The organism is Streptomyces sp. NPDC003023 (genome assembly GCF_042888225.1).
In the GTDB taxonomy this organism is placed as follows: Bacteria; Actinomycetota; Actinomycetes; order Streptomycetales; family Streptomycetaceae; genus Streptomyces.
This window is the reverse complement of sequence record NZ_JBIAPL010000001.1, coordinates 1,200,203-1,227,107: the sequence shown is the minus strand read 5'-3', so window position 1 is coordinate 1,227,107 and position 26,905 is coordinate 1,200,203. Positions and strand designations below refer to the sequence as shown.

The 26,905-nt window shown below is 72.4% G+C and carries 24 protein-coding genes; 11 read left to right on the top strand and 13 right to left on the bottom strand.

Annotation, left to right across the window (positions count from 1 at the left end):
- Positions 1-4: 4 nt before the first annotated feature.
- The gene (locus tag ACFYV1_RS05140; protein WP_389393968.1) at positions 5-424 is read right to left on the bottom strand and encodes an ATP-binding protein; all 420 of its coding nucleotides are present in this window, start codon (positions 422-424) and stop codon (positions 5-7) included.
- A 290-nt stretch (positions 425-714) separates the two neighbouring features.
- Between ACFYV1_RS05140 and ACFYV1_RS05135 the strand changes: the two genes are divergently transcribed.
- The gene (locus ACFYV1_RS05135) at positions 715-3,621 is read left to right on the top strand and encodes an ATP-binding protein (protein ID WP_389393967.1); all 2,907 of its coding nucleotides are present in this window, start codon (positions 715-717) and stop codon (positions 3,619-3,621) included.
- Between the two features lie 382 nt (positions 3,622-4,003).
- Here ACFYV1_RS05135 and ACFYV1_RS05130 read toward each other — a convergent pair whose 3' ends face one another.
- From ACFYV1_RS05130 to ACFYV1_RS05110, 5 genes are all read right to left on the bottom strand, one after another.
- Complete coding sequence (locus ACFYV1_RS05130) at positions 4,004-5,059, bottom strand: YeiH family protein (protein ID WP_389393966.1); 1,056 nt, start codon at positions 5,057-5,059, stop codon at positions 4,004-4,006.
- Positions 5,059-5,640, bottom strand: coding sequence for a cysteine dioxygenase (locus ACFYV1_RS05125; protein ID WP_389393965.1), 582 nt, complete (start codon positions 5,638-5,640; stop codon positions 5,059-5,061). Before ACFYV1_RS05125 ends, ACFYV1_RS05130 begins: the two co-directional genes overlap by 1 nt.
- Positions 5,641-5,732: 92 nt before the next feature.
- Entirely contained in the window at positions 5,733-6,638 is a 906-nt protein-coding gene (locus ACFYV1_RS05120; protein WP_389393964.1) for a LysR substrate-binding domain-containing protein, read from the bottom strand.
- A gap of 64 nt (positions 6,639-6,702) precedes the next feature.
- Positions 6,703-7,515 (bottom strand): SAM-dependent methyltransferase, encoded by an 813-nt coding sequence (locus ACFYV1_RS05115; RefSeq protein WP_389393963.1) that lies wholly within the window; start codon positions 7,513-7,515, stop codon positions 6,703-6,705.
- Positions 7,516-7,609: 94 nt separating this feature from the next.
- Positions 7,610-11,977: a hypothetical protein gene (locus ACFYV1_RS05110; RefSeq protein WP_389393962.1), complete on the bottom strand. Its 4,368-nt coding sequence runs from the start codon at positions 11,975-11,977 to the stop codon at positions 7,610-7,612.
- Between the two features lie 213 nt (positions 11,978-12,190).
- Between ACFYV1_RS05110 and ACFYV1_RS05105 the strand changes: the two genes are divergently transcribed.
- Positions 12,191-12,712, top strand: coding sequence for a hypothetical protein (locus ACFYV1_RS05105; RefSeq protein WP_389393961.1), 522 nt, complete (start codon positions 12,191-12,193; stop codon positions 12,710-12,712).
- A 157-nt stretch (positions 12,713-12,869) separates the two neighbouring features.
- On the opposite strand, the gene ACFYV1_RS05100 is transcribed toward ACFYV1_RS05105, so the two are convergent.
- Entirely contained in the window at positions 12,870-13,496 is a 627-nt protein-coding gene (locus ACFYV1_RS05100; protein WP_389393960.1) for a TetR/AcrR family transcriptional regulator, read from the bottom strand.
- Between the two features lie 71 nt (positions 13,497-13,567).
- Here ACFYV1_RS05100 and ACFYV1_RS05095 point away from each other — a divergent pair, with 71 nt between their 5' ends.
- From ACFYV1_RS05095 to ACFYV1_RS05085, 3 genes are all read left to right on the top strand, one after another.
- Positions 13,568-14,215 (top strand): peroxiredoxin-like family protein, encoded by a 648-nt coding sequence (locus ACFYV1_RS05095; protein ID WP_389393959.1) that lies wholly within the window; start codon positions 13,568-13,570, stop codon positions 14,213-14,215.
- Between the two features lie 214 nt (positions 14,216-14,429).
- Positions 14,430-16,415 carry a hypothetical protein gene (locus ACFYV1_RS05090; RefSeq protein WP_389393958.1) on the top strand — a complete coding sequence of 662 codons (1,986 nt, stop codon included), beginning with the start codon at positions 14,430-14,432 and terminating at the stop codon, positions 16,413-16,415.
- Complete coding sequence (locus ACFYV1_RS05085) at positions 16,412-17,953, top strand: hypothetical protein (protein WP_389393957.1); 1,542 nt, start codon at positions 16,412-16,414, stop codon at positions 17,951-17,953. The genes ACFYV1_RS05090 and ACFYV1_RS05085 overlap by 4 nt, the downstream gene beginning before the upstream one ends.
- Positions 17,954-18,136: 183 nt before the next feature.
- Here ACFYV1_RS05085 and ACFYV1_RS05080 read toward each other — a convergent pair whose 3' ends face one another.
- Positions 18,137-19,018, bottom strand: a complete 882-nt coding sequence (locus tag ACFYV1_RS05080; RefSeq protein ID WP_389393956.1) for an alpha/beta fold hydrolase — start codon at positions 19,016-19,018, stop codon at positions 18,137-18,139.
- 241 nt (positions 19,019-19,259) lie between these two features.
- Between ACFYV1_RS05080 and ACFYV1_RS05075 the strand changes: the two genes are divergently transcribed.
- Positions 19,260-19,649: a RidA family protein gene (locus tag ACFYV1_RS05075; protein ID WP_389394572.1), complete on the top strand. Its 390-nt coding sequence runs from the start codon at positions 19,260-19,262 to the stop codon at positions 19,647-19,649.
- 63 nt (positions 19,650-19,712) lie between these two features.
- Positions 19,713-20,108: a hypothetical protein gene (locus ACFYV1_RS05070; RefSeq protein ID WP_389393955.1), complete on the top strand. Its 396-nt coding sequence runs from the start codon at positions 19,713-19,715 to the stop codon at positions 20,106-20,108.
- A 16-nt stretch (positions 20,109-20,124) separates the two neighbouring features.
- Here ACFYV1_RS05070 and ACFYV1_RS05065 read toward each other — a convergent pair whose 3' ends face one another.
- Positions 20,125-20,862, bottom strand: a complete 738-nt coding sequence (locus ACFYV1_RS05065; RefSeq protein ID WP_389393954.1) for a hypothetical protein — start codon at positions 20,860-20,862, stop codon at positions 20,125-20,127.
- 157 nt (positions 20,863-21,019) lie between these two features.
- Between ACFYV1_RS05065 and ACFYV1_RS05060 the strand changes: the two genes are divergently transcribed.
- Positions 21,020-21,436, top strand: coding sequence for a contact-dependent growth inhibition system immunity protein (locus tag ACFYV1_RS05060; RefSeq protein ID WP_389393953.1), 417 nt, complete (start codon positions 21,020-21,022; stop codon positions 21,434-21,436).
- A 271-nt stretch (positions 21,437-21,707) separates the two neighbouring features.
- Here ACFYV1_RS05060 and ACFYV1_RS05055 read toward each other — a convergent pair whose 3' ends face one another.
- Entirely contained in the window at positions 21,708-21,908 is a 201-nt protein-coding gene (locus tag ACFYV1_RS05055) for a hypothetical protein (protein WP_389393952.1), read from the bottom strand.
- Positions 21,908-22,033, bottom strand: a complete 126-nt coding sequence (locus tag ACFYV1_RS05050; protein ID WP_389393951.1) for a hypothetical protein — start codon at positions 22,031-22,033, stop codon at positions 21,908-21,910. Before ACFYV1_RS05050 ends, ACFYV1_RS05055 begins: the two co-directional genes overlap by 1 nt.
- A gap of 101 nt (positions 22,034-22,134) precedes the next feature.
- Here ACFYV1_RS05050 and ACFYV1_RS05045 point away from each other — a divergent pair, with 101 nt between their 5' ends.
- Entirely contained in the window at positions 22,135-22,269 is a 135-nt protein-coding gene (locus tag ACFYV1_RS05045) for a hypothetical protein (RefSeq protein WP_389393950.1), read from the top strand.
- Between the two features lie 237 nt (positions 22,270-22,506).
- Positions 22,507-23,688, top strand: coding sequence for a hypothetical protein (locus ACFYV1_RS05040; RefSeq protein ID WP_389393949.1), 1,182 nt, complete (start codon positions 22,507-22,509; stop codon positions 23,686-23,688).
- Positions 23,689-23,735: 47 nt separating this feature from the next.
- On the opposite strand, the gene ACFYV1_RS05035 is transcribed toward ACFYV1_RS05040, so the two are convergent.
- Together ACFYV1_RS05035 and ACFYV1_RS05030 are read right to left on the bottom strand one after the other, a co-directional pair.
- The gene (locus ACFYV1_RS05035; protein WP_389393948.1) at positions 23,736-25,367 is read right to left on the bottom strand and encodes a serine/threonine-protein kinase; all 1,632 of its coding nucleotides are present in this window, start codon (positions 25,365-25,367) and stop codon (positions 23,736-23,738) included.
- The gene (locus tag ACFYV1_RS05030) at positions 25,364-26,167 is read right to left on the bottom strand and encodes a serine/threonine protein kinase (RefSeq protein WP_389393947.1); all 804 of its coding nucleotides are present in this window, start codon (positions 26,165-26,167) and stop codon (positions 25,364-25,366) included. The genes ACFYV1_RS05035 and ACFYV1_RS05030 overlap by 4 nt, the downstream gene beginning before the upstream one ends.
- 177 nt (positions 26,168-26,344) lie before the next feature.
- Here ACFYV1_RS05030 and ACFYV1_RS05025 point away from each other — a divergent pair, with 177 nt between their 5' ends.
- Positions 26,345-26,899, top strand: coding sequence for a hypothetical protein (locus tag ACFYV1_RS05025; RefSeq protein ID WP_389393946.1), 555 nt, complete (start codon positions 26,345-26,347; stop codon positions 26,897-26,899).
- Positions 26,900-26,905 lie beyond the last annotated feature (6 nt).

Here is a 26,905-nt window from a genome sequence, read left to right as displayed (position 1 = left end):
GGTCTCACAGATGCGTGTCGAAGGCGGCCAGGGGCTCGCACACGACCGGCGGAACCCCGTGGAGGGCGATCTCCGCGAGCACCACGCTCCCCATCTCCATCCGGTGCGTCACGGTCCGCGTCGCGTACGCGTCGACCAGGCGCAGTCCGCGGCCGCAGGGGACGTCCGCGTCGAGCGGTTCCTGCCGGCGGGCCACCCTGTGCTTCCAGCAGCCACCGTCCATGACCTCGACCGTCAACGCGTCCCCGCGCACGCTGATCACCGTGGACACCCAAGGGCTGCCGCTGTGCAGTACCACGTTGGTGACGAGTTCGGTGACGATGACGGACAACGCCTCGTCGTAGTGGTCGGCGAGTCGCCATCGGCGGGCGACGGCCTGGGCGAAGCGCCGTAGTGCGCGCGCGGCCTCCGGCGTAGCGGGCATGGCACAGTGTGCCAGGCTCCGCAGCGCGGAGGCGGGCCCTGACCGCCCGGGGGCAGGGCTCGGGGCACGTTCTATGGCAATCACTTTGGCTCCTGTTCGGTCGGGCGACCTCGCCCTGACTCAGGTCCAGCGGCCGGGAGTCCTTTGTCTCACCTGGCCGTCGAAAGCCACGCAGATCTCCTGCGGCACCTCAACAGTCGTATCCGGACACCTGCCGTTCAATCAGGGACACTGAAACCCGTATACGTAAAGAATCGAATTGCCCTGGAAACACCGAGGAGCGTGATTCGGTGGACACGCGGAGTGACGATACGGCCGGTCGATGGCTCGGTCGTGTGCTGTCCGGCCCCTCCGCCGACGGGGCCGGACCGCAGGGTCCGGCGCTGCTGCTGGTCGAGGGAGCGGCCGGGACCGGGAAAACCCGGCTCGCGACGCGCCTGGCCGATGCCGCGAGGGCCGGGGCGGTACGCAGCGTGATCGTCTCGTTCTCGTCCTTCGGCGTCTCCGTGTCCCGGCCACAGGCCGAGTCGGCGGTGCGGCCCACGGCCGGGACACGGACGCTCCCGCAGCCGAACACGTCCCGGCACGAACCGCCCGCCCCGGCGTCCGCCGCCCGTGCGCCGGAAACCCGTGCGCCGGAAACCCGTGCGCCCGCGCCTGATCCGTCCGCCACCGGCTCCCCCACCGGCGATCTGCCCACCGCCGTGGCCTCGCTCATCGAGCGGGGAGAGAGGTTCCTGCTCGTCGCGGAGGACGTGCACCGTGCCGACCACGCGGCTCTCGATCTGCTGCACCGGCTCGTGGACCGGCCGCCCGCCAATCTCGCCGCCGTCGTGACGTACCGCCCGGAGGAGCTTCGCGAGCCCGGTCTCGTGCTGGGCAAGGGCGCTCACTTCCCGGCCGGGCTCGCCGTGCTGAGGGTGCGGCTCGAGCCGCTCGACGTCGCTCAGGTCCGCGACATGGTGACAGAGAAACTGGGCGAGAGCCGCTGCCCCGCCGAGCTGATCACCCGTATCCACGAGTGTTCCGGCGGCGTGCCGCAGATCGTCGCCGACCTGGTGCGGCTGCTCCTCGAGCCGGGCGACGGACGGGAGCGCTACTCGGTCAGGGATCTCGACGCGGCGGGTGTGCCGCCGCGTCTCGCCGAGCTGACCCTCGGCCGTACCGCCGGGCTGCACGAGCACATACGCCCCCTTGTCTGGGCGGCCGCAGTGCTGGACGAGCCGGCGGAGGCGGAGGAGTTGTCGGCCGTCGCGGGCCTCAGCGGCGACGACGGCACGAACGCCCTGGTGGAGGCGCTGCGGGTGGGCGTGCTGCGGGAGGACGGCGAGGGCTGTTACGGATTCTTCGTACCGCTGGCGGCGTCCGCCGTGTACGGGGAGGTGCCCGGCCCGGCGCGACGCGAGATGCACCGCAGGGCGGCCACCGTCCTCAGCCGCCGGCACCCGGTGCCATGGGTCCCGCTGGCCCGCCACCGCCGGCACGGCGGCCAGGTGAAGGCATGGCTGCGGGCCGTGGAGCAGGCGGCACTGCAGTGCGCGGCCGCCGGTGAGCACCAGGCGGCGGTGGACATCCTCGAGCAGACCCTGTCCCGTCCGACCGTGCCGCTCGCCTCCCGCGCCAGGCTCGCGCCGCTGCTGGCGCACAGCGCGGTGCTGGGGCTGCGCAGCGACCAGACGGTGACGGTGCTGCGGCAGATCCTCGACGAGCAGTCCCTGCCGACCGCCGTACGCGGCCAGATCCGGCTCGATCTGGGGTTGTTGCTGTGCAACCAGGCGGTCGCCGGGGTGCAGGGCTGGCTGGAACTCCAGCAGGCGGTGGAGGAGTTGAAGGAACGTCCGCTGATGGCGGCCAGGGCGATGGCGGCACTGGCGATGCCGCTGCTGTCGACGGTCCCCCTCGAGCGGAACCTGTACTGGCTGGAGCGGGCGGAGAAGGCCGGCGCGGACAGTGGCGACGAGGAGGCCCGTACGGCGGTGGCCGCCAACCGGGCGGGCACGCTGATGTACATCGGTGACCCGGCGGCCTGGCAGGTGCTGGAGCAGCTGCCGAGGGAGACCGACGTCGCCGCCTGCCGCCAGCACGTCGCACGGGGCCTGTGCAACGCGGCGGACGGCGCGCTGTGGCTCGGCCAGCTCGGCCCCGCCCGCGAACTGCTCGCAGCGGGGCTGGACCTGGCGGTCCGCAGTGGGGCCTCGTACGTCGAGCAGGGCGCCCGCGGCACCACGTTGCTGCTCGACTGGGCCGAGGGCGACTGGTCCGAACTGACAGGCCGGGCACGCGCGTTCGTGGCGGAGGCCGACACCATGCCGGGGCAGGGGGTCGACGGCCGCACCGTCCTCGGGCTGATGGCGCTGTCAAGGGGCGAGTGGCAGCAGGCGACGGCGTGGCTGGCGGGCGAGGGCTCGCGGGAGACTCACGGCGCCGCGGTACCGCATGTGGCGGCCGCCTCCGGGGCCCTGATCCGGATGGCCCTGGTCCGTGACGACGTGGAGTCCGCCGTGGCGGAGGCGTCCATGGCATGGGACAGGGTCCGCGACAAGGGTGTCTGGGTGTGGGCGGCCGAGCTCGCGCCGTGGGCGGTCGAGGCGACGCTGCGCGCGGGACGGCGCGAGACGGCACAGGGCATGATCCTCGAGTACGGGGCGGGGCTCGAGGAGCGCCAGGCACCGGCGTCGGCCGCGGCTCTGACCTGGTGCCGCGCACTGCTCGCGGAGTCGGACGGCGAGTACCAGGAGGCGGCGGACCTGTACCGGCGGACGGCCATCGTCTACGCCGGGCTGCCCCGCCCGTACGCGACCGTACTCGCCACAGAGGGGGCGGCCAGGTGCCGACTGGCCAAGGGCTCGGAAGACGCGGAGACGGCCGCCGCGGTGGCGGAACTGACCGCGTGTGTCGAGCAGTTGACCGAGATGGGCGCGGTCTGGGACGCCGCCCGCATCAGGGCGGAGCTGCGGTCGCACCAGCCGTCCGAGGAGCAACGGCCCCGAGGACGTCCGAGTTACGGGGACCAACTGTCGCCGCGCGAGCAGGAGGTGGCCGACCTGGCGGCGACCGGGCTCACGAACCGTGAGATCGCGGCGACGCTGCACCTGTCGCCGCGTACGGTGGAGCAGCATGTCGCCCGGGCCCGGCGGAAGCTGGAGTCCCAGTCCCGGCAGAGTCTTTCCAGGACCCGCTCCCAGCGCCCGGAGTGAACCGGGTGACGGGGGCGGAGCGGTGACCGGACGCCCTGCGATTCTTTGCGTATAGGTAAATCACCGGTTCCGTATAGGCAGAGTGTGTCCGGCGGCCCTAACTTCCTTTGCGTGCCCGGGACAGCCGGGATGCCGACCGATCGCCGCCAACCCCACATACGGCCGTGATCGTGAAGCCATGGGAATTCCGGTCCCGGGCACCGCGGCCCGTCAGACCGTGAGGCTCCCGCCCGCACTGCCGGGTCCGGCCGCCCCGCCACCGCCGACGGATCACGCTCGCCCCGCTGTCGGGAGCGGGTCGGGTTCACCGCAGGCGGCAGCGAGCCGGGTTCACCGTCGGCGGCAGCGAGCCCGGTTCACCGCCGGCGGCAGCAGGTCGAACTCACCCCGCCACCATCAGCACTCCGGCGTACGACACGCCCGCCACGACCACCCACGCGGACAGTCCGAGGGCTGCCGCACGGGCGCCCGTCCGAGCGAGCGAGGGCAGGTGGACGGCGCTGCCCAGCCCGAACAGCGCCGCCGCCAGGAGAAGTTCCTGTCCGGCGTGAGCCGCCTCCAGGGCCGCGGACGGCAGCAGGCCGGTGCTGCGCAGGCCCACCGCGGCGAGGAAGCCGACGACGAAGAGCGGCACCAGCGGCACCCTCTTACGGCTTCCGCCCCGCTCTCCGGCCCTCGTCCGCGTCCGGTGCCGCACGGACAGCGCCACGACGGCGACGAGTGGGGCGAGGAGAGCGACCCTCATCAGCTTCACCAGCACCGCCTCGCCGAGCGCTCCGCCGCCGGCGGTTCGCGCGGTCGCCACGACCTGGCCGACGTCGTGCACACTCGCACCGACCCAGCGGCCGAACTCGGCGTCGTCGAGTCCCAACGGCCCCTGCAGCAGGGGCAGTACGACCATGGCCAGCGTTCCGCAGAGGGTCACCAGCGCCACCGATGCGGCCGCGTCCCTCTCGTCGCTGTCGGTCGCCTCCCCCACCGCGCCGATGGCCGAGGCCCCGCAGATGGCGTAGCCCGTGGCGACCAGCAGCGGCTGGTCGCCGGGAAGCCCCAGCCGCCGGCCCAGCCACCAGGTCCCGAGAAGCGTGACCACCACGACGCCCAGCACCATGGTGACGGTGGCCCAGCCGAGGCCGCGTACGTCGTCGAGCGCGAGTTGCAGCCCGAGCAGCACGATTCCGGCGCGCATCAGCCGTTTCGCCGCGTACGAGAGGCCGGGCCGCGCGGTTCCCCGTACGGTCTCCCGCAGCCGTGGCAGGTGCGCCGAGAGAACACCGAGCACGACGGCTACGGTGAGCATCGGAACGCCGGGCACGAGGCGGTGCACGGCCCAGGCCAGGGCGACGCCGACCGCGGCAAGGGCCAGCCCGTGACGGCGTTTGGGGCCCGCCGCAGCGGTGCGGGGCCGGGCGGTGTGCCGGTCCCTGAGGAGTGCCATCAGCGGTCGGCCGGAAGTTCGTAGACGCGACGCACGCTGGTGCCGAGGCGCGATATGTCGGCGCCGTAGACGTGCAGGGACATCGCCTTGGACGGTCCGGCGTTCCAGACGCGGTGGATGTCCCCGGGCGGCGCGAAGCCGGAGAACTCCCCCTGTGCGGCGACCACGTCGGCGGTGGCGACGAGCCGGGCGGTGCCGGCCGTGCCGGAGGCGGGGACGAGCCTGTAGCGCCGCTCGTGCTCCTGGCCCTGGTGCACGCCGGTGGTGCACCAGGAGATGTGGTCGTGCACGGAGGTGCCCTGTCCGGGCAGCCAGACGAGTGCGACGACCGAGAAGCTGCCGTCGTGTTCGGCGTGCAGCAGATGCTGGCGGTAGCGGGTGGGATCGCTCTCGCACTGCTCGGCGGTGAGCAGGTCGGCGGCGCCCAGGTGCGGCGCGAGGCGTTCGCCGACCAGATAGGCCGTCAGGTCGGGCGGCAGGCCGCGCCCGACCGCGTCACGGACACCGGCGATCAGGGCGTCGAGTCGTTCGGTCCGGTGTGCGGCGGTGAAGGCGCCCGCAGCGGTGGAAGCAGGAGTCATACGGGCAGCGTCGGACCGGGGCAGCCATTACGTCCAACGACGATTTCTTCGCACTTCCCAAGCTCTGCTTATGAGTGCGCCGTCCGGGGCGGTCAGCATCCCGTCTTGTTGGCGGCCACCGTTTTGAGTTCGTCGAGCACCAGCGCCGTCGCCGGGACGCGAAGATGCTCCCGCAGCACGTACGCGGAGATCTTGCGCCGGGAGGCGGGCTGGAGGGGACGGCCGGCGACTTTCGCGTGCCGCATGAAGTTCAGTACGAGCGCCGGGATCATGGCGACGCCGAGCCCTTCGGCGACCAGGCTCTGCACGGCGAGGTTGTCATCGGTCATGAAGGCGATGTCGGGCACGAAGCCCGCCTCGGCGCACTCGTGGAGGAGGTTGGCCCGGCAGCGCGGGCAGCCTGCGATCCAGCGCTCGCCGGCAAGGTCGTCGAGCCGGACCACCCGTCGGCGGGCGAGGTGGTGGCCGCCCGGCAGCAGCACCGTCAGCTGGTCCTCGAGCAGCGGAATCTCGACCAGTTCGTCGGGCACCTGCTCGTGCAGGCCGGGATAGGTGAAGGCGAGCGAGACGTCGCACTCGCCGCGCGCCAGCCGCCGCAGCGACTCGGGCGGTTCGTCCTCCAGCAGGTCGACGCGGATGGCCGGGTGGGCGGCCGAGAGGCGGGCCAGCGTTTCGGGTACGAGGGTGGAGTTGGCGCTGGGGAAAGCGCACAGACGCACGCGCCCGGCACGCAGCCGGGTCAGGGCGTTCATCTGTTCCTGGGCGGCCGACATGGAGTCGAGGATGGTCGTCGCGTGCCGTGCCAGGGCCTCGCCCGCCTCGGTGAGCCGCATGCCCCGGCCCACGCGTACGAACAGGGGCGTGCCGACGTCCCGCTCGAGGGCCTTCATCTGCTGGGTGACCGCGGGCTGGGTGTAGCCGAGGGCGCGGGCGGCAGCCGAGTACGAACCGCTCCTGAGCACCTCGTGAAACGTCTTTATGTGCCGGGAATCGAACACCGGTTCATCATAAGCGGAAGTTGGTGCCGCCTGACGGCCCCGGTCCCTGCCCGTGGGTGAGGAACTACGGCTTCCGGGCCACCGCACCGTACAGCGAGATCACGGCGCTCTCGTCGACGCTCTCTTCCAGGGCGAGCTCCGGGTGCCAGTCGGTCACTTGGACCAGGCCCGGCTCGACGGCCACCAGCCCGTCGAAGAAGCGGCCGACCTCGTCGCGGGTGCGCGGCGCGAGGGTGACACCGCCGGCCGCGTACATCGCCACGCCGCGCCGAACGGCGACGGGGTCGAAGTCCGCGGTGAGCTGCGACAGGACGAGGTGACTCCCGGAGGGGAGGGCGTCGACGAGCCGGGCCACCAGATCGTAGGGACGGTCGTCGTCACCGAGGAAGTGTGTCAGCGCCACCAGCGAGAGGGCGACGGGCTCCGTGAAATCGAGGGTCTTGCGGGCCTGCTCCAGGATGCGGCCGGTGTCGCGCACATCCGCCTGTACGTAGTCGGTGACGCCCTCGGGAGTGCTGCGCAGCAGCGCCTCCGCGTGCGTCAGCACGATGGGGTCGTTGTCGGTGTAGACGATGCGGCACCCGGGTGCGACCGCCTGGGCTATCTGGTGCAGGTTGGGCTCGGTGGGAATACCGGTGCCGATGTCGAGGTACTGGCGGATCCCGGCCTCGCGCGCCAGCCAGCGGGTGACACGCTGCATGAACCACCGGTTGGTCCTGGCCACGTGTTTGGCCGTCCCGTCGACACCCATGATGTGCCGCCCGAGCTCCTCGTCGACCGGGTAGTTGTCCTTGCCGCCGAGGAACCAGTCGTACACCCGTGCCGGGTGCGGCCGGGTGGTGTCGATCCGTGCTGCGTCCGGCTCGGTCCCGGTCATACGAGGCTCCCTGGTGGTCGGCGGCAGGTCTTCTCGTCGGTACGGACGATCTCGAGATCCTCGCAGGGGCCGGTGTTCACTGCAAGCAACTCCCTTACGGACGGGTTCCGTTCACTGCGGTGGCCCCGGATCGGCCACGGTCCGCCCACGCGCGCAGGAACCGCTCGTGGACCGGAACCGGGAGCGTCGGGACGGGGTGGGCCTCGACCGCGTCCGACGCGGTGACCGGCGCGGGGCGGGGAGCCTTCGCCGCGGTGAGCTCTTTGCGGACGGCACGGAGACGGTCGAGGGACCAGTTGTTCCAGCGGCGGACGGTGCGGTCCGCCGGGCGGCCGAGGGCATGCGACTGGAGGTGGAGGGCCGCCGCGTCGCGGCCCACGCCGAGGGCCGTGGCGACCTCGTCCACCAGGTCCGGAACACTGAACAGCGGGTTGCACTCGTACTGCCCCGACGGCACGGGGGTGACCGCCGCCCGGTCCGCCAGCCGTCGCAGCGCGGCGAGCAGATCCGCGGGGGCCTCCGGCAGCCCGCCGATCAGCGTACGGGCACCGTCTGCCGCCGGGTCGCCCACGGGACGCTCGGTGAATGCCCACACGACGGCCGTCGCCGCGGCACGCACTCCGTCCGCGTCCAATGGCTCGGGTGCACGGCCGGTGAGCAGCGCCACCGCCCAAACCGCGGGCAGGCCGTGGTCCGCTGCGAGGATGGCCGCGTGGCTGCCGTCGTCCGCGTACGGCGCGGTGCCGAGCAGCGCGGCCCATGCGGCGGCCATCCGCCCGGCGGCGGCGGTGGTGCCGCCGGGAGCCCACAGCTCGGCGGGATCCCCGGGCACGGCGGCCGCGAGCACGGCACGCCGGCCGGCCGGCCCGAGCCGCCACTGAAACTCCTCGTACGCCCGGGCGGTGGCCGGATCCGCCTTGTACGGCTTGGACCGGAGCATCTTGCGGTGCGCGGCGTGGTCGGCGCTGCCGGGGAACCCGTCGAGGACCAGTGCCGCAACGGGACGCGGCACCCCCGTGCGCCAGCGGAACACGTCCACGGCCTCGTCGGAGACGGTCAACGGGTCGTGCTCGGTGAGCATTCGGAGGAGCTTGGGGAGCCGTACGGTGTCGTCGCCGGCGATGGTGTGCGTTTCGCACTCCTCGACCTCGGCGGGGGCCGGGTCACCCGCACGCTGGAGGAAGGGGACGAGGCCGCTGCGGACGGGCCCGGTGGCCACGGCGACGCCGGCCGTGCGGAGTTCGGCGATCCGCGGTTCGGGGGCGCGTCCGGTCCGCCAGACGCTGTCCGCCGCTGCGAAGGGCTGACGGCTCCACACCCCGAGCAGGGCGGTGAGGGCCTGCCGATGCTCGTCGGGGGTGGCGGCGGTGACGGACCGCCAGGCGACGGCGTCGATGTGGCCGGTCAGCCCGGCCCACTCGGGCGGTGCGGCGGGCAGGGCGAGGACCCGGACCTCGTCGTCGATCTCGCCGCGCAGGTACCGGCCGTCGGCGGCGACCGCGGTGAGGATCGCGGGCTGCGATGACAGTGGCCTCTCCTCGTAGGGGCGCAGCTGGGGCAGCAGACGGTGCAGGGCCGGGGCGAGGCGATTGTCGGGCACCGGATCGGGCAGGTCGACGACCGGCCCTGACCGCATGACGGCCACCCGGTGGGACAGCTCCCGGCGGCGCCGCAGCACGTCGGCGGCGAGCCGGACGGCCCTGCCGACACCGGCCCGGACCCGTGGGTCGGTGACGCCCGGCAGGGCGTGCGGGTCGGTCACCCCCGGCAGCGCGTGCGGGTCGGTGACGCCCGGCAGCGCGTGCGGGTCGGTCATCCCCGGCAGCGCGTGCGGGTCGCGGTCGGAGGCGGCCTGCGTGCCGGTCGGGTTGGGCACGGAGCCCGGATCGCCGTCGTCGCGCCCGGCGTCGGGATGCAGCAGCCGGCGCACGGCGTCGTCGGTGACGGCCCGCAGGGCCGTCGACGAGGTCCCGTCACGGGGGGTGAGGAAGTGCCAGTAGGCCGGTGGCGGCACAGGCCCGGCGTGCTCGCCCAGGGTGGCCCGGACCGGGGAGCGGTCCCGGCTGCCGGCGAAGCCCCGAGCCTGCCAGAGCAGCGAGTTGTCCTCCGCGGCATGGCAGCGGACGACGGTCTCGCCGGCCATGACGGCGTCCTCTCCACCGAGCGGCAGGGCGAGGATCCCCCACGGGCGTCGGCCCCAACGGCTGCTGCGGTACGCGGCGGTGCGGCCGTCGGCGGACTCCAGCACGAACTCACGGGGTGACGGCCCGCCGTACGGGGTGCGGTGGTGGACCCGGCATCCGGTGAGCCGTCCGTCCTGGCCGAGCGGGGAGGGCGGGGCGCCGGGCGGCAGCACGGCGAGGATCCGGTGGTCGGGGAAGGGCGCGGTGCCGGGCGGGGTTCCGGCGGGCCGGTGGAATCGGGGCAGGGTGCTGTCGTCCGTGGGCACGCCGGTGACGGCGTCGAGGCGGGCCCAGCTGTCGCGGCGTTCGCCGAACACACTGGAGCTCCACACCGTGGTGCCGTCACTCATCTGGTAGTCGCGGGCGCCGATGCCTTCGCGTCCGCCTGCCCGCAGGAGGCGCTCGCCGTCGTACCGGCCGCCGCCGTCGGCGGTTTCGAACTGGTAGCCGAGGCCGCCCTGGATGCTGCCGCCGTAGGGCCGCAGACCGTACGTCTCCTCGGGCTCGAAGGTCTCCGCGGGCCGGTCGGACCAGTAGGCGGTCCGGCGGCCGGTGTCGACGGCCTTCTCTTTCCCCGCGTTCCCCTCTTTCCCCTCGTTCCCCTCGTTCCCCTCGTTCCCCGCGTTTCCCTCGTTCCCCGCGTTTCCCTCGTTCCAGGCGACGAGGAACCGGCCGCCGACCCAGTGCACGGTGTGCAGGCGCGCGGCGTCTGGCAGTTCCAGCGGGTGTTCGCCGCGTCGGCCTGCGTGGTCGACCGCGACGGCACGCGTGTCGCTGTAGACGGTGAGCACCGGCCAGGTGCAGGTGACATGGACCGTCTCGTCGGGCCGGAAGGCGGCGAGGGCGTCCTCCAGGGCGGGCCAGCACAGTTCCTCGGGCAGCCCGGCACGCAGGGCACGGGCCAGCGGGCCCGTGAGGTCGAGGGCCTCCAGGGCTTCCTCGATGCCGTCCAGGACGACGGCGGTCGGCCGGTCGAGAAGGTCGCGCAGTTCGTCGACGGCTTCGTCGGCGGCCGCGAGGCCACCGCCGCGAAGTGTCCGCAACAGCTTCTCGATCCGGGCGTGCACCTCCGTGGCGATGCCGGGATTGTGCGGGAGGCTGCTGATCGCGGTGCCGCCGCGGGGGCGCAGCCCGGCGTGCACGGTGCCTTCCAGTCGCGGGCCGAACACCGGGTCGGCGGCGAGCGCCTTGAGGTCCCGCTGCGACTTGTCGTCCCAGAGCTCCAGGCGGATGGTGGGGCCCGGGTCCTCGACGGGTATGCCCTCCGCGAGGCAGAGGTCGAGCAGGTCGGCGTCCAGGTGCGGCCACCGGTAGCGGTCCTCGTGCAGCCGCACCGGTGTCCCTGCCGCCCGCAGCAGGGGTGCGAACCGGCCGACGATGTCGAGCAGTTCGGCGGGCATGGCCTGCCGGGCCACGCCTCCGCCGGCGACGGTGCGGTGCGAGTACCCGGCCGAGTAGCGGCGCAGCCAGTCGCCGAGGCCGCCACTCGGGGTGATCCGGCCGGCCGCGGCGGCGTCGACGGCACCGCAGCGCAGGAGCAGCCGCAGCCAGGCCGCGGCAGCATTCTTCGACTCCGGGAACAGGTCGAGCAGGGCGGTGGCGATGTCGTCGGCGGGCGGGTGCGCGGCGAGCGGTCCGGCGGCCGCGTCGAGCAGGCGTTCCGGAACGGCCTTGCCGCGGGCGCAGGCCAGCAGCCCACCCAGCACCCGGGCCTCCTCCTCGGTGCCGAGCCCTGCCGCACGGGACGAGTCGCGGACCCTGCGCGCCAGGTCGGCGGGCGGCTCACCGGGCGACGACGCCCACGCGGTCAGCACCCGGGTGAACTCGCGGTGGGCGTCCGCCGGTTCGAGGACGCCGGCCAGCCATGCGGGGTGGCCGGAGAGTTCGGTGGCGGGCAGGGCACCGAACCGGGCGAACAGCATCAGGTTCGCCTGCGTCCAGGCGATGTCCACGGGCAGCCGGTGGGTGCGTTCGGCGGCGCGCGCGTGGGCGTAGGCGCGGGCGGCCGAACGGCGGTGCGTCTCCAGCAGCCAGTGGCCGACGGTGTCCCAGAACCAGGGCAGGTGAGCCGCCGGCAGGCCTCTGGCCAGCCGCTCCATGTCGTCGACGAACCGGCCGGGCTTCTCGTGGACACGCCGCCGGGCCCGGCCGGCCTGCTCCAGCACGGCGGCAGCGGTGTGCTCGGAGCCCGGGTCCTGGGCGCGGGCCCAGTCCGCGTAGACCTCTGAGACACGGTGATTGGCCGGGAGCGGCACGGAGGTGCCGGTGCTGCTGGTCATGCCCGCGATCATGTCAGGCACCACCGACATCGCGGCCGCGAGCCCGGCGCGAACCGGCTTTCACCACTGAGGTGTTCATGCCTCCCGCCACTGAGGTGTTCATGCCTCCCGCTCCCTCTCGCCCCTGTTTGTCAGTGGCTCCGCGTACGGTCGTTTCCATGTACCGGGCGTCACCCGCCTGCCCGGACCCGGAGAGGAGGGTGACGGGACGTCATGACCGTGACCGCGTTGGCCCATTCCCCGCTGACGGCGGCGGCCGTGCGGGACCTGCTGGAGATCCCCCGGGCGGCCCCCGTTCCCGACGACGACTTCGTCGAACACAGCGAGACGGCGCTGGGCTGGGGTATCACGGATCTGGTGTGCGACGCGGATCTCACGCGGCACGGCCATGTCCTGTCCTACGACGTGTGGAATCCGCTGGGCGATCCGAACGCCACGTTCCACCTCGTCTTCGCCGAGGCCTGTCCCCACCGGGCCGGTATGCCGGACGATACGCGAAGCCTGACGGATGACGTCCGGGCCTGGGCCGAGACGCCGGGCTGGCGCTTTCTCGCCGGTCCGAGCGACGACCAATGCGAGGCAGTGCCGGCCGAGGCCGCGGACCGTGTCGGAGGTGCTCGGGTGCCGGCCGCGGCGGACCGTCCGTACGGACGACCGGTTCGGCATGGGCCCTCACGCGCTGTGCCGCATATGGCGAACCGGCGACCACGCCGCCGTGCTGGGCCCGCTGGCTGACGAAGGAGCGTACGGCTACCTCACACACCTCTTGCTCGCCTTGGTCCCGTGCCCGTCGGAGGAGGAGCTGCCGCGCGACGACTCCGCTCTCATCGACTGGATCCACAAGCGGATCGACTGGTAGCGCGCGCCACGGCGCGACGTGGTCCCGGCGTCGTCACGCCTCCCGTGATGCGTCCATGCCGCGCAGCACCGTGGCGAGACCTTCGGAGAACTCCCTGTCCGCGCTGACACCGCGTGCGAACCGGGCGGTCTCGGCCATGAGGGGGAACTCCGAATGCGGCAGTTCGGTGATGGCGACCGTGCCCCGGCCGGACAGCGGACCGAGGTGTTCCAGCTGGATGGCGCCGATGACGTAGCCGAGGAGGCAGCGCAGGGCGACGACCCGCCGCTCGCCCTGGATTCCCGCCTCCGTGAGGACCGAAAGCACCGCCTCCGACCAGCGCAGACCGCTGGGCGTGCGGTGCCGGTGGGCCAGGGTCAGGGGCACCACCGCCGGGTGGGCGCTGATCGCTTCGCGCAGGCGCAGCGCCATGGTCTCGATCCGCTCCTGCCACGGCGTGTCCGGGGGCGGCGGCTCGGTGTCGACGGCGCTGTGCACGAGTTCGACGACGAGCGCCTCGAGTTCCTCGCGGTCGTCCACGTACCGGTAGAGCGCCATGGTGCTCATGCCGAGTTCCTTGGCGACGGCGCGCATCGACAGCCCGGCCAGCCCGTCGCGGTCGATGACGTCGAGGGCGGCGGAGGCCAGTTGGGCACTGGTGAGCGAGCGTGGGCGCGGCATGACGGTTGACAGCGTACGGGATACACCTACGCTTGTACGTGTACGCCGTACACCTACGGAGGGTTCGTCCCATGCGCATGCCCCGCAAGACCATGAGACCCGGTGACACCGCCCCCGACCTCAGCCTCACGGCCGTCGCCGGCACAGGCACAGGCACAGGCACCAACGCAGGCACAGGAACCGGCCCTGACGCCGGTACCGGCGTCGACATCCCCGCCCGGGACCGCCTCGTCCACCTCCAGTTCCGCCGGTTCGCCGGCTGCCCCGTCTGCAACCTCCATCTGCGCTCCGTGGTGCGGCGGCACGACGAGATCGAGGCCGCGGGCATTCGCGAGGTGGTGGTCTTCCACTCGCCCGCCGAGGAGCTGCGGCACCACGTCGACGGCCTCCCGTTCGCCGTCGTCGCCGACCCCGCCAGGCGGCTGTACACGCGGTTCGGAGTGGAGTCGATGCCGCGCTCGCTGCTCAACCCACGGGCCTGGTGGCCGATCGCCAGGGCAGTGGTGAGCGGCATGGGGCAGGTCCTGCGCGGACGGGAGCACCTGCCGGCATCCCGGCCCAACGGCGGCAGGCTCGGGCTGCCCGCCGACTTCCTGATCGCGGGCGACGGCCGGATACTCGCCGTGAAGTACGGAGAGCACGTCTACGACCAGTGGTCGGTCGACGAACTGCTGAGACTCGCCGCCGCCGAGGACCGGTCGGCGTCGTCGCCGCGCTGAGGCCGGCCGGCCGGCCGCGGGAACACGCCACCACGCGCCCGCCGGGTCGCACCCCGCGGCACGGCGGTGCGTGCACCGGCGGCCGGATGAACAACCGGCGAACTGTTTCACTGCGCAACCCTCTGCCCGGCGGCCATCTGTCGGGTAAGTTCCCTCTGTGCACGACGAGTTGATCTCATGATGCGCGGCTGGCAGGGGGAGGCGGGGGAGCGCCATGGGCGGGAGACTGTACGGCCAGCAGGCCCTGCAGGAGGACTTCGTCCCCCGACTGGTGGGACTGCACCACAAGCACGGGTACCAGGTTCCCTTCGCCTGTCCGGAGGGCGCACCCGTGGTACGGGTCGTCGGCGGACGCGGGAGCGGCAAGACGGCTCTGCTGGGCGCCGTCCATGACGCGTACAACGGGCGGGTGCCGCTCGCGCGGGTCGACCTCGGGGCACCGGGATTCGGCGAGCCGGGTGTCGCCGACGGCGACGCCGACGTCCCCAACGCCTCCCGCATCACCCACCTGCTCTACCTCCTCGCCTACAAACTCGGCCTGGAGGTACGCCACTTCGGCAGGCCCATGGCCTTCACACGGCTGTCGCTCGGCCTGCTCGTCGTCACCGCCTGGCGCCCGCTGAACAGCGACGGGACAGATCTGCGGCCGCCCAACCTTCGTCAGGCGGAGGCCGATCTGCGCACCCTCATCACCGCAGAGGACCCCGACGTACGGCGCCGCAGGGAGAGCCTCGGCCGCTGGTTCGACGTCGTCACCGACAACCTCCCGCAGGTCCTGTCCGCCGTCCCCGGGCTCGACACCATCGCCGGCATCGTCCTGGACACCGCCCGGGCGCAGCTCGTCAGGAGCGAGCCTGACAAGGGTGCGCTCGCCTGGTGGGGCGGACGGCTGGACCGCTCCCAGGGTTACCAGGGCGATTCGCTGCAACGGCTCTTCCAGTTCGTCCGCGGCTTCCGCAGGCTCGACGACCGCAGACGCACCGCCGAGGAACATCTCGTCGCCGCCCTCCTCGACGACATCGACGCCAATTACGGCACACTGCGCCGGCTCAACAAGAAGCCCCGGCCGGTGCTGCTCATCGACAACGCCCACGCCGACGTCGGACCGGCCTTCCTCGACCTGCTCGACGCCGGGCACGGAGCACCGGGAAGGGACCGGACGCGGCCCGTGGTCCTTGCGACGCTGCTCGGCAGGGGCCATTCGCACCCGCCCCTGGGCGAGGTCGGCGGCGGCGCCGTACCGGGGGCCCGGCCCCTGATGCTGCGGATTCCCGACATCGAACCGACGCACATCGCGGAGATGCTCAGCCCCGTCGACTACCCGGAGCATCTGCCGCGCCTGGTCGCCCGCTACAGCGGTGGCCGCGCGGCGAGCGCCCGGACCCTCGCGGACGCCGCCGTGCACCGCGTCCGGGAGGCGGGCACCGTTCGGAGCGCCGAACTGCTCGACGAGGCCGCGCCCGCGCTCCTCGCCAAACTGCTGCCCGACCCCGTGATGCGCGAACGCCTGGTGCTGCTGTCCGCCGCGGCCGACCCGGGCACCCGGCGCGGACTGTGGACCTTCGCCCACCCCGAGGACCACTCGGAGGACCTGGTCGCCGCCCGCGTCCACGAGGCCGACGACTACCGCACGCGCTCCTGCCTCCACGACGACCGCGCCCTCGATCTGCTGCTGCGCCACCGCCTGGCCGCCACCACCACCCACGAACGCTGGCGCGACACCCAGTTACGCCTGCGCTCCCTGTGCGACCCGCGTGGTGACACCTATCTCCATCACACGCTCGCCCTGGGCCGGGTCGAGGAGGTGGTGTGCGTCCTGCACCACCGGTTCACCGTCGTCCCGCCCGCCGACTGGCTGACCGCGCTCAACCGGATCTGCGCCGCCCCCCACCCGCGCGAGGGCTACGAACCCCCGGCAGGGAGCCCCACCCTGTCGTGCACGGCCTGCGGCAGCGACGTCCCCGGTCCCCACCACGAAGCCGTCGCCTCTCTGGTGCCCCTGCTCTGGCGGCTGTCCGATCCGCTCACCCTCGCACCCCGCGAGGACGAGCTGACCACCGTCCGCATCGCGCTGGAGACGCTGTACGGCAACAAGGCCGCGCACGCCGCCTACCGCGACGCGTCCACCGCCTGGCCGGCCCGTCTGCGGGCCGGAGCCCAGGCGCCCGACCTGCCCGTCGAGGAAGGTGCCGCGTCATGACGTCGTTCATCGCAAGACTCCCCGGCGGGCCGCTCACCAAGGCGGCCGCCCTCGTCGTCGCCCTGGCCGTACTCGGCGCCGCCGTATGGACCGGCATCGTCGTCCTCGGCCCGGATCCCGCGTGCGGGAAGGGCATCGAGGAACGCGGCGCGGAGGGCGCCCGGGAGTGCACGGGCGTCACCGACGGCAGCTTCGTCTTCGCCGCCAACCTCAAGGAGGTGAGCGCGCGGATCAAGGCGGAGAACAAGCGGATCGAGGGCGAACCGCACGTCTCCGTCGCCGTGATGCTGCCGATGGCACCCGCCCAGGGCTTCGAGCAGCAGAAAACGCTCCACGAGGTGCAGGGCGCCTACCTGGCGCAGTACCGCGCCAACCACGACTCCAACAGCAAGAAGCCGGCGATACGGCTCCTGCTCGCCAACCCGGGACGCAGTCACGCCCACTGGAGGCCCGTCGCCGAACAGCTGGGCGCCATGTCCGAGTCCACGGCCGACAACCTCCGGGCCGTGATCGGCTTCGACGTCTCCACCGCCACCACCCAGGCCGCCATCGGCTACCTCACCCGCGAGCGCGGCATTCCCGTCGTCGGCGGCCCCATCACCGCCGACGACTCGGGCAACAGCCCAGAGAGGCCCGACGCGTACCCCGGCCTCGCCCGGATCGTGCCCACCACCACCGACCAGGCCAAGGCGCTGTCCCACTTCAACAAGGGCATCGACCCCAAGCACACCCTGGTCGTCGAGGACGTCCGTACCGGCGACAACTATGTCGACGCGCTCAAGCGGGCCTTCGCCGAACGGACCCTCGGCTCGCCTCGCGCACCCGAGCAGTACCGCGCGTCCGAGGACTTCCACGAGGAAGGCACCACCGCCAACGCCTTCGACCAAATGGTCGACACCATCTGCACCTCGGCCGCCAAGGTGATCTATTTCGCCGGACGCCCGGTCCAGCTGCGGCAGTTCGTCAACGAACTGGGCAACCGGGGGTGCACGGAGAAGAAGTACACCGTCATCACGGGCTCGGGCGCGTCCACCCTCTCCTCCGACAAGCTCCTCGACTGGGACGCCTTCCGCAAGGGTGTGACCCTCCAGTACGCGGCCGTCGCCCATCCCGATGCCTGGACCGGCCCCGAGGCGCCGGCCACCGGGGGCTCCGCCGCCGCCTACCGCACCCTGGCCGAACTGGCGACCGGCAAAGAGGTCGGCGACATCGGCAAGGTGGAGCTCACCGACTCGCGGACCATCACGTTCTACGACGCCGCTCTCACCGCGATCACCGCCATCCGGATGCGCGACGACAGCGACCCGGTCATCCCCACGCTCGGCCGCATCAGCGACTCGTGGCTGCGGCTGCACGGCATGGGCAAGGTCGACGGAGCGAGTGGCTGGATCTGCCTGGACAACTACGGGAATCCGTTCAACAAGGCGGTCTCCGTGGTGGAACTCGCGCCCGACGCACCCGGCCGCATCCGCTTCGTCGGCCTCGCCTGGCCGACGGGCCGGCCCACGCCGGCGGACTGCACCGCGAGCCGTACCTGACGCTGCACGGGAGGCGCGTCCCGCGGCGCGGCCGCGGCACGGGGCGCTGAGGCCGCTGGACGGAGGGCCGCGGCACGGGGCCTCGTGTCCGTGGTGACGGCATGAGAATCCGCTTCCGGCAGACTCTGACCCGGAAGGCCGCGCGGGCCGCCCCTGCCCCTCGGCAGGGGCGGCCACGCACGGTCAGCGGGTGGTGTCCAGCACCTCGCGGAGCACCTGTGCGAACTCGTCGGGCGCTCCGTGCTGGCCGTACTCACCGCCCAGGTAGCCGGCGTGGCCGCTGGGGAAGACGGTCAGTTCGGTACCCAGTCCGGCGGCGACCTCCGCGGCCGCGCGGGCGCAGAACTCGTCCTCCGACTCCTTGCCCGCCGCGACGACGATGCGTGCGGAGGCGGCACGGAGCGCGGTGAAGTCGGGCTGGTAGCCGGTGCAGCCGCGCATGTTCGCGCCCAGCAGCGGATCGTCGCGGGAGCCGTCGTCCTCGGTGGGCAGTCCGAAGGCGGCGGGGTCGGGGGCGGGCTCGTCGGCCCAGTTGTCCGGGAACGGCCCCTTCCGGCTGGCCAGCGCGATGAACTTCGCCATGGCGGGGCCCATCCCGTCGCGCAGGTACGTCTCATGGATGTCGGCGCACACGGCCAGTGCCGCCTCACGGTCCGGCAGTACCGTCGCCGCCGGCGGCTCGTGCGCGACGAGTGTGTGCAGCAGCTCGGGGTGCCGCGCCGCCAGTGCCAGCGCGTTGACGGCACCGCCGCTGCTCGCGAACATGTCCACCGCGCCCGCACCGAGATCCTCGACCACCCGTCGGAGATCGTCGGCGTGCTCCTCGGGCACGGTCTCCGCCGCCCCGTCCGTACGGACACTGCGGCCCGCTCCGCGTGGGTCGTACGTGACGACGGTCCGGTCGGTGAAGTGCGACGCCAGCGTGGCGAACCCGCTCGCGTCCATCGGCGAACCGACCAGGAAGAGGACGGGAGCGTCGGCCCCCTCATCGTTCGTGGCGCTGCGGATGTCGTACCGGATCGTGGCGCCGGCCGTCTCCAGCGTGCGGGTCTCGAGCTCGGACATCGTCATCTCCTCGTGTCTGTGACTTCACAACGGTAGACCGGCGTCGGCGTCGGAACTCATCGCAGCCGGACCACCAGCACCTTCGCGCCGCACCGCTCCGCCCCGGGCCCCGTTGCCACCGCGGAATCGGAAAAGGTCACCGGCAGCCACCGGCCGGCGCATATCGTTGCGTCGCCAACAGCCGTTCGAGGAGGAACCTGTGCCGGACGAACCAGCAGAGTCGAGCGAGGCGGAGGAGACCATGCTCGAACACATCCCGCCCGACGGCGTCGCTCCCGGAAACGGCTACAGCCACGTGGTCGTGGGCGAGGGCCGCCTGGTCGTCATCTCGGGGCAGGTCGCGCTGGACGCCGAGGGAAACGTGGTCGGGGAGGGCGACGCCGCCGCCCAGGCCCACCAGGTGTTCGAGAATCTGCAGCGCTGTCTGGCGGCGGGCGGAGCGACCTTCGCCGACGTCGCCAAGCTCACCTTCTACGTCACGGACATCGCCGTCCTGCCGGAGGTGCGTACCGCTCGCGACGCCCGCATCGACACCGCACGTCCGCCTGCCAGTACAGCGGTGCAGGTGGCAGCCCTCGTCCGGCCGGAGCTGATGATCGAGGTGGAGGCCCTCGCCATCATTCAGTGGTGACAAGCGGTGAACCACCCCTGAGTAGGCTGGGACGGCGCCGGACGTGTGCCGCATCATGGAGCGGTGCTGGTCCGAATTGAGAAGATCGCAAAGTTCCCCTGGAGCCCCTGGCTGGCCCAGGTCCAGAGCCCGTACGGCCGCACCGCGGTGCGCTGGTGCGGTGAGCCGACCGCGAAACCGGGCGGGTACCACGTCGAGTGGAACGTCGACAAAGAACTCGTCTGGGGACAGAACGCCAAGCCCGCCGCCACCACCGGACCGGGTATCCGGGCGGGTGGGCACTGCGTGATCCTGCAAGGGCTTCTGAGCATCGAGGAGGACGGTGCCGCGATACTGGACCTCGGTGGCTCGCTGATCCTGCTGGACATCACCGGCGAGGTGCCCGAGAGCGCCTCGGGCACCTGGGTCGAGCTCTGGGTGGAGCGCGAGGCGATCGGCCTCTATCCCTACACGTTGTGACCGGCGCCCGCGGATGTCAGCGGATGCGACCGGAGCGCGCAGGGCTGCCCGACGGTTCGTGCGCGCGCGTGTCGTTCTCCGTGTCCGTGTCCATGTCCGTGTCCTTGTCCGCGTCGGTGTCCTTGTCCGTGTCCCTGGCGGCCGTACCCCTGGCCCTGTCCTGCAGGGTGTAACCGCCCTCGACGACCGCCATGTCCGCGGCGGGTGCCATGCACCTGGTCAGCAGAGGTGCCCCCTTGGCGGTCGCCCCGGACATCCCGACGCGGGCTTCACCGTCGTCGGGGACGTGGAAACTGAGACCCATGCGGGTGTCCGGGTCCAGGTGTGTCCGCCACGGGTGCCCCGGGCTGGTGCGGACGAGTCGGCCCGTCACCGTGGCGGTTGGGCCACCCGTGGTGAGGCAGTCGACCGCGAAGTCGCCCCAGTAGTCACGCCCGTCGATGAGGTGGGAGATGCGGAACGTACCCCAGGAGCGCGTGGGGATGCTGCCCACGGCGTACGTAGATCGGGCGTCGACGGTGACTCGCACCGCCTCCTCGGCCACCTCGTAGCCCAGCCGTGCCTCTCCCTTGAGCGCGGAGACGGCAGTGACGGCCCGGGTTCCCGGCGGGGCGGCTCCGGGCGCCAGCGCGGCGATCACGGCGGGGGTGGAGGGGGCCGCGGGTGCGGGCGCGGGAGCCGCGACGGCGACGGGTGCGGCGACCGTCGCGACAAGGGCGAGGACGGCGGCGGCGCGCAGGGTCTGATTCAGCACGGTGGGGCTCCAGTTCCATGCGTGTGACGGCCAACCCGTCGATCATCGCCAACACCCGTGCGCCCGGGGATCGTTCTCTGGTCCCGACCGCATCCGCCGTACGGGCGAGAAGCCCCACGCGCCCCGCGCCCCCGCCCGACCGCCCAGAATGAAGCCCATGGAACATCTGCTGCATCTCGAGCGCACCCTCGACGAGTTGGACCCGCCCCGCTGGTCTGCTCCGTCCGCCGAGGCGACCCACTTGGTCCGCAAGGTGCACGAGTTGCGGTGCGTACCGCTCGGCGATCTCGGTCCGGCGGACCTGCGCACGCTCGTCTCACAGCAGGTGGCACTCCCATACGTCCTTCCCCTGGCCGTCCGCCTGCTGCTCGAGGAACCGCTGCTGGACGCGTACTTCTACGAGGGGGACCTGCTGCTCGCGGCCGTGGAGGCCCCCGCCTCCGCATGGGCCGTGCTGCCCGACCTCGGCGCGCGGCTGAGCGACGCCATCACGACTCTGCCGGAAGGGGCAGCAGCCGAACTGCCTCGCGGCGCAGCCGACGCACTCGCCCGCTTCGTCGCCCAGTACGGTTGACCGCCTTGCGGTTCCGGCATCCGGTCCATGGTGCCGGGCCGATGCCGGGACGAGTCGGAGTGGCATGCTCACAGAGCCTGTTCGTGCCCGACCCGGCACGTGATCCCGACCGGGCCATGTCCGCGCTGCAGAAGCGGACACCCTCGCCGCGGCTACTCCGTGAGCACCCACCGCACCACCGCCACCAGCCCCAGCATCAACGGCGGTGCCGTCCACCACCGGTTCAGGGCCTGCCGCGCCGACGGCGTGAGCGTGATCACGAGAGCGAGGCCTACGCCACGATCGTCAGCAGGCAGGACAGACGGATCCCGAGGCGCGCGTCGTCGTCCCACGGCCCCGCGGGCCGGATGGCGACGGCGGTCCAACAGAACCACCCAGCGACGAGGTTCAGGATCACCAGCGGCACGCCGAGGACCAGACGAAGGCATCTCCGTTCCTCTGCGTCCGTGTCCTGCCGGGTACTGTCCAGCATCAGCGCAGCACCCCCTTGCCTGGTCGAGTTGCCGAATTGCCGAAGTTGCAGTGCTCGTCGTGCTGGTTGCGCTTGTTGCGCTTGTTGCGCTTGTTGCGCCTCTCGTGCTCCGGCGATGCTCTCACCCTGACATCCGTCAGGACCGTTCGCACCGCCTCGCTGCCTACTGTGTCGGCGCGGCCACTCCCGGCCGCCGCGACGACAGCGACCTCGAAAGGCATGGACCGTGCGCAGACTTCTCCGCAGCGCCGCCGCGCTCGCGCTCGCGACCGCCGCCATGACGGCGGGCGGCACATCCCAGGCCCAGGCCCAGGCGGCCGAATCGTGGGCCAACTGCCCGTACGGCGCAGCGTGCATCTAACCCGCAGAACCAGAACCCGCCCATCAGCCCGACCCACGTCTTCTGGGCGTACGGACCGCACCCGATCTACAACCAGTACGGCAACCACTGGGTCCTGAACAACCAGTCGGACAGCGCACGGGCCTTCCTGTGCGAGAGCATCGGCACCGACTGCTACGACCATCTCAACGCCGGAGAGGGTGCCTACTACAACCTCGACCCGATCAACTCGGTCACCCTCTCCGAGTGGTACCCGACATGAGAGGCAGGTACGCGACGGCCGTAGCCGCACTGCTGCTGGTCTGGAGTGCGACGGCGTCGGCGTCGGCCGACGCCCTGCCCGCCCACCGGACCGACACCACCGCCGCGCCGACGGCACAGGTGCCGGAGGGCGTCGCCGCCGGGGTGGCGGTCTTCGACCGCCGGACGGGAACGTTCACCGAACAGGTCCAGCCGGACGTGCCGTTCCGGTCCGCCTCGGTCGTCAAGCTGCTGCTGGCCCTGGACCATCTGTGGAACCTCGGGCCCGACCACACCGTGCCGGCCGCCGACCGGGCCTGGCTCGAGCCGATGCTGCGCAGCAGCCATGACGGGGCGGCGAGCGACTACTGGGCGGCGAGCGGCGGTCCGGCGATCGTCGACCGCATGGTCACACGGCTGGGTCTGCGGGACACCGCTCCGCCGCCCGCCGGGTCCGAGGGGTACTGGGGCTACACCGCGATGTCGGCCAGGGACACGGTGACCGTCTACCGCTACGTCCTGGAGAAGGCGTCCGCTCCCGTACGGGACTTCGTCATGGGCAACCTGCGTCAGTCGACGCGGTGCGCCTCCGACCGCTTCGACCAGCACTTCGGCATCGCCGGGGCGTTCGACCGCCCCTGGGCGGTGAAGCAGGGCTGGTCGGGCAAGTTCGTCGCGGACACGTGCGGTCCGCAGGGTGCCTCTGCGGCGGAAGCGGCGACCGCGGCAACCGCGGACGAACCGTCGACACGAGCCGCCGCGGGAGTGGATCTGACCCGTCCGGCCCTGCACACCACGGGCACGGTGGGCGCGGACGACCGGACGATCGTGGCCGTACTGACCCTGCATCCGGTCGGCACGTCGTACGGGAAGGCGTACACGGACATCGGGCGGCTCACCCGCTCGCTGAACGTGCCGGGCGCGACCCGGCCCGCCGGAACGTGGTTCGGGACCTGGGGCGACGGCGTGAACGTGCGCGACGACCCGTCCACCGGCAACGACCCGCTCACGCGCCTCCCCGCCGGGGTGGAGGTGCTGGTGGGCTGTCAGGTACGCGGGCAGGTCGTATCCGTGCCGCCGTACACCAATGAGTGGTGGGCCTATCTGCCCCAGTACGGCGGCTACATCTCCAACATCTACATCAGCTCTCCGGAGAACCGGCTGCCCGAAGTCCCGGAGTGCGGCGCCCGGCAGCGGTGACGGAAGGCGCGGAGCCACCAGCGGTGGGCCGGCACGGGGGACCCGGCTCACCGCTCGTACTCGGCGAGGTGGCGGAGCACCTTGTCGACGTGCGGGCGGACCCGCTCGGGGACGCCGCCCTCCTCGATCACGGTGCGGTCACTGGTGCGGTAGCCCGCGGTGATCAGTGCCGGCAGGTCCTCCTTGGGCATGTTCGCCTGTTTGAACCGCTGGTCGAGCCAGCACGCGTAGACGCTCATGGCGCCGACGGCGTCCGGGGGCGACATGTGGTCCTTGTCCCCGTCACCGTCCCCGTCCACGGCCCAGGCGGTGAACACCGACGGCGTCCACATGGCGATGCCGTACTCGTCGTCGGCCGGACGGGACGCGTCTGCGTCGAACCCGCTCTCCGCTTTCAGCATCGCGGCGAGCAGGGCGGGCGTGACCTCCTCGTCGGAACAGCGGTGGGCGGCCTTCGTGATGACCTCGCGCAGTTCCTCGGGCACGTCGGAGTCGGCGGGTATCTCACCCGGCGCGGCACTGTGCGTGCCGGTGACCACAGCGGGAGCGCCTCGGCCGCGGTCGTCTCCCTCGGAACCGCCTGCGGGAGCGTCCTGTCCCGCGAGCAGCGCCACCCCTGCGACGACCGCGGCGGTCAGGCCCACCAGGACGGTGGCGGTGACGACCCGCACCGTGCGCCCGCGACGGCGGCGTGGCCCGCCCGCCAACTCCTCGACGCGGCGGGCGAGGCCCGCCGCGGTGTGCGGGATGCGGGAGGTGTGGTCAGGAGCCAGGCAGTCGGCGATCAGCCTGCGCCAGCCTTCTTCGAGCGTGGCGTCCAACCGCAGCGGTGCGGTGCCGCGCGCGTAGGTCTGGGCGGCGAGCGAGCGGGCCCGGGCGGCCGCACCGGGGAACGGGTGGAGGCCGCCGGTGAGCACCTGGTGGGCGAGGACGCCGAAGGCCCAGATGTCTGCGGTGGTGCGGATCACGGAGCCGTGGGTGCCGGTGCGCTGGGACCACCACTCGGGTGGAAGGTGGTCCAGGGTGCCCAGCAGCGGCAGGTGGGCGTGGGTGCCGTCGAGCTCGGTGGTCAGTCCGAAGTCCGCCAGCCACACCTCCCCCTCGGCGCCGAGCAGGACGTTGGCGGGTTTGAGGTCGCCGTGGACCCAGCCGGCGTCGTGCATGTGGGCGAGCCCGGCGACGACCCCGCGCAGGATCCGGCCCGCGTCGGTGATCGGGCGGCCGGCCCCCGCGGCGTCGAGCGCGTCCTTCAGGCTGGCCTCGGCGCGGTCCATGACCAGGGCGATCGCGCCGTCCATCGCGGGCAGGTCCGGCGCTTCGACGGTGCACACGGCACGTGTGCGCACGAGGTGCGGGTGATCCGCACCGGCGCTGAACCGGACCTCGCGCGTGACGAGTTCATCGAGCGCGGCGCGCTGCCCCGGCGCCAGGGCGCCGGTCGGCAGCACCTTGACGGCGGCGGGTGAACCGTCGGCGAGGGCACGGGCCTCGTACACGGTGCCCCAGCCACCGGAGCCGATGACCGTGCCGAGCTCCCAGCCGTCGACGCGGAAGCCCGCCGGCAGGCGGGGCGGCCGCGATGTGCCCGGGGCGTCGTAGGTGCTGTCGGTGACGTGGGCGTCGTCGGCGTCATGGCGGTCGTGCGCGTCGTCGGCGCCGTGGGCGTCAGGCGTTGTCATGCGCGGGCCTCCTGCGGTGCGGGGCGCCCGGAGCCGCGGGTCGGCAGCAGGGCGAGGTGCTCCTCACGGACCAGCCCGAAGCGGAGCGCCACGGAGGCCAGTCGGGCGCGTTTCGCCCCGGTGCGCGCGCCGTCGGCGGCCGTCTCCTCCCCGACACCGGCATCGAGTCGCAGCTTGGCGAAGGCCAGGTAGTCGATGTGGTAGTTCACGGCCGAGCGCGTCAGATCGTGGCAGGACTCCAGCGGACGCAGCCGTTCCACGATGTCCCCGACGCCGGGCAGCGCCGTGTCCGACGAATCACACAGCAGTGGTTCGCACAGGGCGACCAGAACGAGGAAGTACTTGGACGTCGCGTCCAGGGCGAAGGGGTGAACGGTCTGCTCACCGGCCCCGTCCGCGGACTGCTCGCCGAGGTGGGCGTGCTGCGGCGCGAACACCTTGAAAGCGGCCTCCCCGTTCAGCGCGGGAAGCACGACCCGGGAGAACTCGAACGGCACGGGCGCGCCCAGGCGTCCCGGAGCCACGGTGACGTACTCCCCGGCGCGCTCCAGGTTCTCCACCGCATAGGACACGCTGCGGCTGAAGTTGGACAACCGCCAGTAGTCACCGGCGGCCTCCAACTGCCCCGCCCTGCGCGAGACTCCGGGATCCGCCAGGACGATGTCGACGCCTCCCCCGCCGGGCAGACCGCGCCCGAAGTCGACGATGTCCCCCGGCCCCAGGTGCAGCAACTCGGGCCTGCCGGTTCCGTCCTTCGGCGACCGGCCGACTCCCGGCAATTGGACGATGATCGTTTCCATTTTCCGCCTCCCCCGATTTGGACGCCAGGATTCTAAGCGCGCAACCCACTCCCCCACGCCCGGCGCGCCCCGGCAGCCTCGGGGTGTCCCACCCGCCGTACGCCGTGTCGCGCGCCCCTCCCGTCGATGGCTACGCTTCCCCTTCGCGGCCGATGCTGCGAAAGACCGGGGGTAATCGTGAAGCGACCGCTGCTGTTCCTCGACGTGGACGGGCCGCTCAACCCCTATGCGGCCAAGCCCGAAAGGCGCCCTCACGGCTACACGACCATCAGGGTGCCCAGTGACGGCGGAACGTCGGAGGAGGGCAGAGGATTCTCGACCCGGCAACGGCCCCTGCGGGTCTGGCTCAACCCGGAGCACGGGCGTTCCCTGCTCCGGCTCGGTTACGAGCTGTGCTGGGCCACTACATGGATGGGCGAGGCCAACCGGTGGATCGCCCCGGTGCTCGGTCTCCCCGAACTCCCGTTCGTCGACTTCGGCGACGCACTGTTCCAGGACCGTCCCGACGGCGTCCACTGGAAGACCGCCCCCCTGGTGGACCGTGCCGACGGCCGTCCCTTCGCCTGGGTGGACGACGAACAGAGCGAGGCGGACGTGGCCTACGTGAGTGCCCGCCACCGCGGGCCCGGGCTTCTGCACCACGTCAACCCGCGGATCGGTCTGCGCGAGGACGACTTCCGCACGCTCGCCGGGTTCGCCCGGTCCCTGGACACTCCACAAGCCGCCGACTGAGCTCTC